An 11249-nucleotide genomic window follows, 5' to 3' on the forward strand; every position below is an offset into this window, starting at 1 on the left:
TAGGTCAGGTTGCGCGGAGCGCTACCTGACATTCTCTGTATCGTCTCTGTATTAGAACGACGGCTGTTAGAGAATGTCACGCAGGCTATCGCCAACGTGACCTACATGAAGGTCGGTCAAAGCGCAGGAAACAGTTTGTCTCTCGCAGAGGCGCTGAGGCGCAAAGTAAAACAATACGTTTTATCCTCGGCGGGCTTGCTTTGCGCCTCTGCGAGAGTTAAATATTTTGACTTCTGCTCCGGTAGAAAGAATATTGTTCAGGGAACTGATCTATGTCACAGGATACATCACCACGGATTTCGCTGATTGCGGCATTGACGCCGCAGCGGGTGATCGGGATCGAAAATCGGCTGCCCTGGCGGCTGCCGGCGGATATGCGGTGGTTTCGACAACATACCCTGGGCAAGCCGATCGTGATGGGGCGCAAGACCTTTGAATCGTTCGGCGGCAAGCCGCTGCCCAAACGCACCAATATCGTTATCAGTCGCGATGTAAACTACCGGGCCGAAGGTGCCGTGGTGGTCCATTCGATCGACGAGGCCATTGAGGCGGCCGGGGAGGTGGATGAGATCATGATCATTGGCGGCGCCTCCTTTTACGAACAGATATTACCGCGCGCCGATCGTCTGTACCTGACGTATGTCGACGCCGACATCGAAGGCGACGCTTGGTTTCCCGAGTTCGATCCGAACGAATGGCAGGAAACCGAACGCCATCACCATCCCGCCGACGACAAAAACCCCTATCCCCACGACTACGTCATTCTCGAGCACAAATAGAAAATATTCCGGAATTAACGCAAAGGACGCGGAGGCGCAAAGAACGCAAAGGAAGCATTGACATGATCGGACGTGTTTGAGCCGAACGGGTTGATCAATAATTAGAACCACCCGGCAATTAATAAACAAAAAATTATTTCTTTGCGCCCTCTGCGTCTTTGCGTTCTTTGCGTTATTCCCACTGTTATATCTAGACGAGGTTCAGGGCGTGCCGGGTTGGCAGTTTTGCGGGCACTGGGTGGTGATGTGGCGGTCGGCGGGCTGGCCGAGCTGGTAGGCGGTGAGCTGGCCTCCCCAGACGCAGCCGGTGTCGAGTGAGTGGACGTTGCCTTCTATGTGCAGGCCCAGGGCGGCCCAGTGGCCGAACAGGATCGTGGTGTCGATATTGACCCGTTGCGGCAGGTCGTACCAGGGGTAGCAGTTGTCCGGCGGGGCGTCGGGGCTGCCTTTGGCCTTTAAATCCAGTGAACCATCCTTTTGGCAAAAGCGCATGCGGGTAAACGCATTGCAGAAAAAGCGTAATCGAACCCAGCCTGCGTGTTGTTGCGACCAGTCTGCCGGTTGATCGCCATACATATGCTGAAAAAACGCGTGATAGTCGTCACCGCGTAATACCGTTTCGAGTTCATTCGCATACTGTTGTGCCTCACTCAGGGTCCAGCCCGGATAGATGCCGGCATGCACCAGGCAATAATCGAGTTCGGCATCGTAATGCAGTAATGGCCGCTGGCGTAACCAGCCCAGCAGTTCCGAGGCATCCGGTGCATCCAGTATGGCCTGCATGCCCGCATCATTGGTGCTGCCCACGCCTTCGGCCAGGGCCAGCAAATGCAGATCGTGATTGCCGAGAACGGCGGTGACCGCGGGGTCAAGTGATTTGACGTAACGCAGACATTCCAGGGATTTGGGACCGCGATTGACCAGGTCGCCGACCAGCCAGAGTTGATCGCGTTCGGGATCGAATCGCAGTTTATCCAGCAGGGCACGAAATTCGTCATGGCAACCCTGCAGGTCGCCGATTGCATAGATAGCCATAAACTAGTCTGTTTTTCTCAGTTCGAGTTGATGAAACCAGCCGCCCGGTGCCAGCCGGATTTCCTCAACCAGTTGTAATTGCGGACATTCTGCCAGTAACGGTTCCAGCACGACATCGGTGCGGGTGGCGATATGGCGGATCACGCTGTTCAATGCCCGTCGTAGCGGCGCGCGCTCATCGTGGCGCAGAAACTTGTCCAGGATCAGGATGCGCCCGCCGGGGCGTACGACCCGAGCGGCTTCGTGCAGGGCGCGTTCCGGCTCCGGCACGACGGCCAGGATCAGGTGCATTAAAATGATATCGAATTGTTCATTGGCATAGGGCAGGCGCATCACATCGCCGCAGTGCAGCCGGATATCATTGCGCTGTCCGACGCGCCGTTGCGCGCGGCGTAACATGGCCGGGGTCAAATCCACGCCGGTATAGACGGGACCGGCGGGCAGAGCGGGAATATCCAGCCCGGTGCCGATACCGCTGACCAGTATGTTTTGATCCGTTGCCTCGGCGAGCCGCCTCAGGCTGTTGTGGCGCATGCCGGCAGTCGGGCCGTTAACGATCAGATCATAGAGGGGCGCGAGCAGTGTGTAACTGTGCTTGAGCGACATGTCATTAATGCAGGGTGCGGGGTATAGCCAGCGTGAAGGGCGGGATCTCGGCGTCAAATTCAACCCCATCGTCGGCAATCATATGGTAGGTGCCCTGCATACTGCCGACCGGGGTTTCCAGTACTGTGCCGCTGGTGTAACGAAATCTTTCCCCGGGTTCAAGATGGGGTTGTTCACCCACCACGCCTTCCCCTTCCACTTCCTGTACCTTGCCATCGGCATCGGTGATGATCCAGTGACGGGTCAGTAATTTGGCCGCGACCGAACCGTCATTGCGAATGGTGATGGTATAGGAGAAAACGTACCGGTTCTCTTGCGAATCGGACTGCTCCTCGATATAGGCGGTTTCCACCTCTACCTGTGTATTATATTCGGGGCTGGCTTCATCCATTGGGTTAACTGCCGTAGGCTGTGGTTGATTTATTGCGGCTGGTGATCATCGCGGTGTTTGTTGACATAGTCAATCGCCTTTTTCACGGCCTTGTCGACCTCCTGGTCTATCGCCTCGCGTTCTTCCTGGGTCATGTAAAAGGCCGTATCAACATTGTGGCGAACATAACGTGGTGGTAACTGATTGAGCGCAACGCAGGCAATGTCGGAGAGAAAATCGTCACTCTCGTCACTCTCGTCACTCTCGTCGCGCAACTCGCTGTCGGTGAGTTTCAGCAGCTGATCCAGGACCAGTTGTTCGTAATAGTTGTGAATCGATTCAAACGCCATGTCGTCTCCTGTGCTGGCGGGGCCATGCTTCCTGTATCGGTGTGTCGTGCCTTAACTTGACCGTATTACGCGCTCTGGCGCAGCCGGCCGGTGGGTCGCTCCCCGGTGTCGATGAGGTGTTGTTGCTCAAGCCAGTGACGGACTTCGTCGGCATCTTCCTCGAACCAGCGCCGGGCACTGCCGAGGCGGAAGCTGTAGCCCCAGCGATCCATATCCTGCCACATGCGCTGGCGGCCCACTTGCGGCAGTTGCTCCGCCAGCAGGACCTGCAGATAACAGACCGCGTTTTCCTCGTCATAACCGCCGCCGGCATCGGTGTGCAGTTGGGCCCGGCGTTGGGGATCCATGCAGATATAGTGACAGGCTTCATGCAGGGCGGACTGGACGGGCGTGTGCGGGCGAATGAACAGGCGAGCGCCGATCAGGCCGGCTTCGGGATCGCCCCAGAAACTGCCCGGCAACGGTGCGTGATCCGCGACCACCACGACCGCCAGATCGTAGGGCTGCAGCACCTGGCGCAGGGCCGGCAGACCGGCCGCGGCGCAGCTCATTACCTGATCGAGGGGGGACGTGGACATAGCGCGATTTTATCACGGCTGCCGGCCACGATAGATAATGATGCGGACCTTGTCGCCGGGGTAGATCCGATCCGGGTCGTGAATCTCGCTGTTTTCGGCCAGTTCGGGATAGCGCCAGGGGTTGTCCACATAGCGTTGGGCGATGTCCCACAGGGTATCCCCGCGGGCGACGACGTGCACGATTTCCTCCCGGCGGGGCGGGGGCGTGGACGGGGTGTCCGACGCGGGGGCGTCGGCCTGCCCGTCAGCCGGCGGCGTTGCCGGGGCACCATCGTCCTTCGGCCCTGGGCCGTTGAGCGGCGCGTCCGGCGAGGTGGCCACGGCCGGAACGGCGGGCGCCGGCGCCTCGAAAATCAACGTAATACCCTCGCTGTCCTGCTCGATACGGGCCCGGTAGGGCGGGTCCGAACGGACCAGGTCGCCGAGCAGGTGCGGCGTATCCGCTGCCGGGGTCGGCGCTTGGGAGGGGGTTTGCGGTGCTGATGCCGAATCTGATTCCGGTTCCGGTTCCGGTTCCGGTTCCGGTTTAGGCTCCGGTCTGGCGGGCGCTTCTGTCGGGACCGCAGGGGCGATCGGTTCGCCAGTGGTTGAGCGGGGGGCAACCTCGCTCAGGCGCTCCGGCGGCGGTGTCGGCAGGGCGGGACGCGGGGCCGGCTGCTCACGGCTTGTCACCGGCAGCGGATCCGGGATGTCGCCCGTCGGATACCACAGATAAACGCCGGCGGCACCAGCGCCCAGCAGAAGCAGCAGAACGAGCAATACTCCGAACCCGCCGCCCGTCTCTTCTGTGGTCGGCGTCGGGGCAGATTTCGACATCGTTGGCGGCGCCGGCGTGGGGCGGGTGGTGTCCGCAACAGGCGGTACCGTTTGCCTGCCGGCCGCGGGGTGGTCCGTGTCGGAGGCGGCGCGCGATGGCGAAGACGGTGGTTTACCCGTCCCGGCCGCGGCAGTCGGCCGTGTCGGCGTTGCCGGGGGGGCGGGTGTCGTGGCTTCGGCGGGCCTGGACGTTTGTTGCGGCGGCGCGACGGCGGGTGGCGGTGGCGAGGAGGGTGTCGGGGCCGGTTCGGGAGCGGATCGGGTTGCGGCGGTCGGGGGCGGGGTGTTTTCTCGCCCGGGCGCGGCGTCAGACTGTGAGGCACGAGGTTGGTGCTCACTGACCGGTTGAGCCACGGGGGGTTCAGGTTCCGCGGCCGGCTCCAGCCGGGCCAGGTACTGGCGCAAAAAGCCGGCCGGGTGCAGGTGGGGCAATTGCTCGAAATCGGTATACAGGTGAATCCGATCCCGGTAGAGCAGGGTGCGGCTGAAGGCGTCGCGCGGCAGATGGGGCGGCAGCCCGCCCCAGCCCTCGGTGGGAGAGCGGATGACATCCACGATCCGATCCACCCAGAACCCCGTATAGCCCCGCGTCAGTTGCGTGATGACCAGTCGCCCCGGTTGCCAGTCGGCCGGATCGATACCAAAGCGCTGGCGCAGATCGATGACACTGACAATGTGCCGGCCATGGCGGAAAATCCCCGGACGCGCGGCGTCACTGCCTGGCGGATGGGTCAGATCCGGTGGCAGCACAATCTGTTCAACAGGCCCGGTCGGCGCGCAACAGCGCACCGGCCCCACCTGATAGATCAGCAGGGCATCGGCATCGTGCAAAGAAGCCATAGTCCGTGTCAGCTCGGGATGGTTGTCCTTCTATAGCGGCCCGGCGCGGCGGTTATTAATAGCATCTGTGGGCATTTGGGGCGCCGGTCCCATTTCTCATTCGCCCTTATTAACGCAAAGAACGCAAAGGCGCAAAGGACGCACAGTTTTTATTGTGGTTCTATCAGTTTGACTCTTTATTTATCACGGGCAGGCTCATCGCAAAGCCATTTTTCGTCTGACTTCATGAGAAGTCTCATCATAATTATTGGGCGCTGGTAATAAGACACTCTTTTGCGAACTTTGCGCCTTTGCGTTCTCCGCGTTATTCCCAGAGTGTTTGAAAAAAGACTAGAGCGCGTTGGCGAGGGTGGCGAAGGCGGCCAGGTCGAGTTGTTCGGGGCGTTCGGTGGGGTCGATGCCCAGTTCCCGCAGGCGGGCCTCGCTGAGATAGCCCTTGAGGGAGTGGCGCAGCATTTTACGCCGCTGGCTGAACAGGCGATTGACCAGCCAGGCGAGTTGCTGGACGTCGTTGACGGCCACCGGTGGTTCGGGATGCGGGACCAGGCGGACGATGGCCGACTCGACTTTGGGGGCCGGGTGGAAGGCGCCCGGCGGGACGCTGAACAGTCGTTCGGCCCGGCAGTAATAGTGCAGCATCACGCCGAGCCGGCCATAGGTCTTGCTGCCGGGGACGGCGGTAATCCGGTCGACCACCTCCTTTTGCAGCATGAAATGCATATCCGCGATGCAGGCCAGCTGTTCCATCAGGTGAAACAGCAGCGGGGTAGAGATGTTATAGGGCAAATTGCCGATCAGACGCAGTCTGGCCTCTCCCGCGCGCAGCGGGCAAAAATCAAAACGCAGGGCATCGGCATTGTGCACGCGCAGTTTGCCGTCGACATCGAGCGCCTCGAGTTGCGGGAGCAGATCCCGATCCAGCTCGACCACGTCCAGCTGGTTTACCGTCTCCAGCAGCGGTCGGGTCAGGGCGCCCTGACCGGGGCCGATCTCCACCAGCGGATCGTCCGGGCGCGGCGCGATGGCGTCGAGGATGCGCCGGATGACGCCCGGGTCGTGCAGAAAGTTCTGGCCGAAGCGTTTGCGCGGGCGATGCGAGGAGCGGGTCATGGCGGTCAGGCGGGGTCGGCCACGCGAAGCATCTCGCCGGCGACCTCGATGGCATAACCGAGGCTGCCCGGATCGGCGCGGCCGCTGCCGGCCAGCTCCAGCGCCGTGCCGTGGTCCACCGAGGTGCGCACGAACGGCAGGCCCAGGGTGATGTTCACCGCCTTTCCAAAGCCCATATGCTTGAGCACCGGCAGGCCCTGATCGTGATACATCGCCAGCACCGCATCGATCCCTTCCAGCCCGGCCGGCGTGAACAGGGTATCGGCCGGCAGTGGCCCGATCAGATCCAGGCCCTCGCGGCGCAGGGCTGCCAGCGCCGGTTCGATCACCTCGATCTCCTCGCGCCCCAGATGGCCGCCTTCGCCGGCATGGGGATTGAGGCCGCACACCTTGATCCGGGGCGTGGCGCAGGCGAAATGACGACGCAGCTCGCGATCCAGGATACGGATGACGGTGGTCAGGTTCTCGCGGGTGATGGCGTCGGGGACTTCGCGCAGGGCCAGATGGGTGGTGGCCAGGGCCACCCGCAGTCCGGGGGTGGCCAGCATCATGACCACGCGAGGGGTGGCGGTGGCGTCGGCCAGATACTCGGTGTGGCCGGTGAAGGCGATGCCGGCGTCGTTGATCACCCCCTTGTGCACCGGGCCGGTCACCAGCGCCTCAAACTGGCCCGCTTGACAACCGGCCACGGCGGCATCCAGGCAGGCCAGCACATAGCTGGCATTGGCCGGATCGAGTCGGCCGGCGGTCACGGGGGCGTTTGTCAAAATGGGTTGAATGGCCAGCACTCCGGCGCCGGTCACCGGCGGATCGCCGGGGGCCCAGGGCTGCAGGCCCAGCGGCAGGTTCAGCTGGCGAGCCCGTTGTTCGAGGAGTTCCGGATCGGCCAGCGCCACCAGGGCCGCTTCGCGAGGCTGCTGGGCGGCCTGAATGAGCAAATCGGGACCGATGCCGGCCGGCTCGCCGGGGGTAATGGCAAGGGTAGGCGGCCGCGGTGTCACTGGTTCAGCCGGATTTCCACGTACGCTTCGGCGCGCAGCTGACGCAGCCATTGTTCGATGGCCTCATCGCTTTTGCGCTTGTGGATGGACTGACGGGCCTGGATACGCTGGTATTGTTCGGTGTCGTCGTGCTTGCGGCGTGAAATTACCTCGACAATGTGCCAGCCGAAACGGCTCTGGAAGGGTTCGCTGATCTGGCCCGGCTCGAGGCGGTTCACGACTTCCTCGAAGCGGGGCACCATGCTGCCGGGACTGAACCAGCCCAGGCTGCCGCCCTCGGCGGCGGAACCGGTGTCATCCGAGTGAGCGCGGGCCAGATCGGCGAAGCTCTCGCCCCGTTGAATCCGCTCGCGCAGGCGCGCCAGCCGCTGGCGGGCGTCGGCATTGGAAACCAGCTGGTTGGGCCGGATCAGGATATGCCGGGCCAGGGTCTGCTCGACGATGCGCCGCTGCTCGTCGCTGCGCCGATCCAGCAGCTTGATGATATGAAAGCCGCTGGCACTGCGCTGGGGTTCGCTGATATCGCCCGGTTCCATGTCGACGATAATGTCGGCCAGCGCGCTGGGCAGTTGCCCCCCCTTGCGCCAGCCCAGGTCGCCGCCCTGCAGGGCATTCTGGCCACTGGATTCGGCCACGGCAGTCTGGTGAAAGTCGGCGCCCAGGCGCAGACGGTTATAGACCTGCCGGGCTCTGGCTTCCGCCTGCTGGATTTGCTGCGGGGTGGCGCCGTCGGGTACGCCGATCAGGATGTGGCCGAGACGGAATTCGTCGTTCAGCCCCTGGCGGTTTTCCATGTTGCTCAGGTAATTGTTCACTTCCTGCTCGGTGACGTTGACGCTGTCCTCGACCCGGCGCTTGCGCAGCTGGTTGATAATAATCTCGTTGCGGATGTTTTCGCGAAACGCGGCGAAGCTCATGCCGTCGCGGCGCAGGACTTCCTGAAACTGGTCCAGCGTCAGGTTGTTCTCGCGGGCGATGTTGTTAATGACCTGATTGACGCTCTCGTCGTCCACCCGGATGCCGGCCTTTTCCGCCAGTTGCAGCTGTAATTCCTCGACGATCAGATTTTCCAGCACCTGGCGTTCGAGGGTCGCTTCATCGGGCAGGCGCTGCTGCTGTTGCCGGGCCTGACTTTTGATGCGCTCCAGTCGTTCATCCAGTTCGACCCGGGTGATGACATCGTCATTGACGATGGCGACCACGTGATCGAGTTCCTGGACCGGGGCGGCAGAGAGGGGGGCGGCGTTCAGCGCCACAAGGCCGAACAGCAGGCCACTGATAAGGTGTTTCATGATATGAGTCAAGCGGTTAACAACAGACCGCCAAGCATAACACAGGCGGCCCCGCCCGATGCCAGGATTCGGTGGCCAGGATTGAGCGCGATGTTACTCCCCGAAGCTGGCCAGCCCCTTGAGCTCCAGGATCAGCAACAGGGTGTTTTCCTCGGGCCGGTCGCTGCTGACAAAACGCTTGCCGGCTTCCAGGCTCAGGCCCCAGCAGCAGCTGTCGTAACGCAGCCCCAGGACCGATTCCAGCTCGCGCCGGTTTTCCAGGTCATACAGCCGCCGGCCATGGAACCCCCAGCGGGGATTGAGCCGCCAGTCGAACCCGGCCTCGCTGGTCTCCAGCCGATCCCGCTGAAAGCGATAGGCGGCCGCCAGCGACAGACTGTCCCACGGCGAGTAGCGCAGCCGGGCGTTGCCGACGGTGACCTCATCGTCCTGCGGTGACCAGGTGACATCGCTGTCGAAGGCCCAGCGGTTATTGGGCCGCAGGTCGAATTCGCCAATGATGTCCGAGCGGCGGCTGTCATCGAGTGCGTCGTTGCCCAGTGTGACCCGCCGATCTTCGAAGTAGAACACCTGGGCCAGCCGGGCCATCAGCAGCTCCTGACCCGTTTGCTGACCCAACAGCCGGGTGGTGAGCGCCGCGGTCAGGTGATTGGTGTCGCCGATGCGATCGACCCCGTCGAAGCGGTTGGCGCGAAACGGATCGTTAATATTGAAACGCCGAAAGGCGCTGTCGAATACCGGGATCGCACTCTGATCCCGATAGGGGATGTAGGCATAAAACAGTTGCGGCTCGAGCGTATGCAGCAGATCGGTTTCGCCGATGCGGGTATCGCGCTCGAAAAACAGCCCGCTGTTGAGACTGAAAATCGGCACCGTGCGGGTCTGTTCGGGCTCGCTGGGGGTCGTCGCCGGATCCAGATCGTACTGGGTGTAATGCAGGGACAACCTGGGTTCGGCAAAGCCGTAGACCGCGCGCAGTGGCAGGCTGATCGACGGCTCCACGGCCAGCCGGTTGCCTTCGGGCACGGTCGGCGCATCGCGATGGGCAAACGCAACCCACTGGGCGTCGAGGTGGTAATTGAGCGCATTGTCCCGCTGCGGCAGGCGGGAGGTCAGTCCCAGTTGTGGCAGGCGTTGATAGGTTTCGTTGCCGTTAATGACCTGATGACTCTGGGCCAGGGAGGTAAACTGCCAGCGGTCGGCGTTGTATACCAGCTGACCGCGACGTTGCAGGTGGGTGGTACTGGTGGCATTGAGATCGTCGCCGAAATCGAACAGATGATCGGTGTCGGCGACCGAATTGTACTCCACCTGCCCGCTCCAGCCGGCATCGGCCCGCCCCTCATGCTGCCAGCGCACCCGTTCGCGATCCTCGCCGTAGATCTTGTCGTCGGGCAGATAATGCCAGTCCAGCTGGCCTTCGTTATTGGCGGTCAGATAGCGAAACTCGGTTTGCAACATGGTCCCGCGGCGACTCATGTGATCGAGCGTGAGCGTCGCATCCATTTGCGGGGCGATGTTCCAGTAATACGGTACCACCACCCGGGTGCCATGTTGATCCGAATCGCCAATCGAGGGATAGAGCAGACCGCTGAGCCGTTCGTCCCCGATGGGAAACCGCATGTAGGGCAAATACAGAAACGGGACGCCCTTGAAGCGGACCACCACATTGCTGGCTGACCCCTGGCGGTTTTCATTATCGAGCATGATGTGACCGGCGCTCAGCAACCAGTCGGGATCGCCGATATCGCAGGTGGTATAGGTGGCGTCATCCAGTTCGGTACGGTATTTGTCCAGAATCCGGATGGTCTCGGCCCGCCCCTGCTGGTTTTCGGCGGTCCGATAGGTGGCCTGACTGACTTGCCCGGTGCCGGCGGCCATATCCAGGTCTGCCTCGGCCCCGGTAATCAGCAGATCGTTTTGCAGCAGTCGCACATTGCCCTCGGCGTGGGCGGTATCCTGCTGGCGATCGTAGTCGACCCGATCCGCGTTTAACTGGCGCAGTCCCCGGCGTACCGCCACCGCGCCGCGAAATACACTGACGGTCTCGAGACTGATGTCGGCGCTATCGGCTTCGATGTGCGTGCGCGGGTCATCCGGATCGCCTTCCACGCGGGGCAGGGGGGCGTGGCTGGCGGGCGGACAGAGTCCGCCACTTGTTTCGCTCGTCGCTACGGATTGCGCTTCGTCCGCGTCATCGTACAGTGTCGAGGCGGTCTGCGCGGCGGCCGGCGCCCCGGCACACAAAATGGCCGCCAGTATCCCGGCACGCAGGTGCCGCGGATGACAAAAGCAGGAGTGACAGGCGGATTGACGCAAGGTGGCCTCGAAGTTGCGGGTCGGTGGTAATGCCGCGCCGGGCGGTCGGGTTATGGTATGTTGGCATTATACATGGTCACAGGTTGAACACCCCAGACCCGGCTAACACAAATACCGTCAGTGTCCGGCTCCCGTTGCGGATAACCGGTATAA

Annotated in this window: 11 protein-coding genes; 1 reads left to right on the forward strand and 10 read right to left on the reverse strand. The window is 62.2% G+C overall.

Features of this window, described 5'->3' with window-relative positions; all coding sequences use genetic code 11:
- Positions 1-272 precede the first annotated feature (272 nt).
- Positions 273-779, forward strand: coding sequence for a type 3 dihydrofolate reductase (folA, locus tag U5K34_RS07810; RefSeq protein WP_322567824.1), 507 nt, complete (start codon positions 273-275; stop codon positions 777-779).
- 201 nt (positions 780-980) lie between these two features.
- Here the strand turns inward: folA and U5K34_RS07815 are convergent, their stop codons facing one another.
- From U5K34_RS07815 to U5K34_RS07860, 10 genes are all read right to left on the reverse strand, one after another.
- On the reverse strand, positions 981-1814 hold the full coding sequence (locus U5K34_RS07815) for a symmetrical bis(5'-nucleosyl)-tetraphosphatase (protein WP_322567825.1): 834 nt from the start codon (positions 1812-1814) through the stop codon (positions 981-983).
- Between the two features lie 3 nt (positions 1815-1817).
- Positions 1818-2420 (reverse strand): class I SAM-dependent methyltransferase, encoded by a 603-nt coding sequence (locus U5K34_RS07820; protein WP_322567826.1) that lies wholly within the window; start codon positions 2418-2420, stop codon positions 1818-1820.
- A gap of 4 nt (positions 2421-2424) precedes the next feature.
- Entirely contained in the window at positions 2425-2811 is a 387-nt protein-coding gene (gene apaG / locus U5K34_RS07825; RefSeq protein ID WP_322567827.1) for a Co2+/Mg2+ efflux protein ApaG, read from the reverse strand.
- A 29-nt stretch (positions 2812-2840) separates the two neighbouring features.
- Positions 2841-3140, reverse strand: a complete 300-nt coding sequence (locus U5K34_RS07830; protein WP_322567828.1) for a late competence development ComFB family protein — start codon at positions 3138-3140, stop codon at positions 2841-2843.
- Positions 3141-3205: 65 nt separating this feature from the next.
- Complete coding sequence (locus U5K34_RS07835; RefSeq protein WP_322567829.1) at positions 3206-3718, reverse strand: hypothetical protein; 513 nt, start codon at positions 3716-3718, stop codon at positions 3206-3208.
- A 12-nt stretch (positions 3719-3730) separates the two neighbouring features.
- The gene (locus tag U5K34_RS07840; protein WP_322567830.1) at positions 3731-5374 is read right to left on the reverse strand and encodes a chemotaxis protein CheW; all 1644 of its coding nucleotides are present in this window, start codon (positions 5372-5374) and stop codon (positions 3731-3733) included.
- A 330-nt stretch (positions 5375-5704) separates the two neighbouring features.
- Positions 5705-6484 (reverse strand): 16S rRNA (adenine(1518)-N(6)/adenine(1519)-N(6))-dimethyltransferase RsmA, encoded by a 780-nt coding sequence (gene rsmA, locus U5K34_RS07845; RefSeq protein WP_322567831.1) that lies wholly within the window; start codon positions 6482-6484, stop codon positions 5705-5707.
- Between the two features lie 5 nt (positions 6485-6489).
- Positions 6490-7485, reverse strand: a complete 996-nt coding sequence (gene pdxA / locus U5K34_RS07850; protein WP_322567832.1) for a 4-hydroxythreonine-4-phosphate dehydrogenase PdxA — start codon at positions 7483-7485, stop codon at positions 6490-6492.
- The gene (locus U5K34_RS07855; RefSeq protein WP_322567833.1) at positions 7482-8777 is read right to left on the reverse strand and encodes a peptidylprolyl isomerase; all 1296 of its coding nucleotides are present in this window, start codon (positions 8775-8777) and stop codon (positions 7482-7484) included. The genes pdxA and U5K34_RS07855 overlap by 4 nt, the downstream gene beginning before the upstream one ends.
- A 93-nt stretch (positions 8778-8870) precedes the next feature.
- Complete coding sequence (locus U5K34_RS07860; RefSeq protein WP_322567834.1) at positions 8871-11096, reverse strand: LPS-assembly protein LptD; 2226 nt, start codon at positions 11094-11096, stop codon at positions 8871-8873.
- Positions 11097-11249 lie beyond the last annotated feature (153 nt).

The sequence above is a fragment of the Thiohalophilus sp. genome (assembly GCF_034521165.1).
Classification (GTDB): domain Bacteria; phylum Pseudomonadota; class Gammaproteobacteria; order UBA6429; family Thiohalophilaceae; genus Thiohalophilus.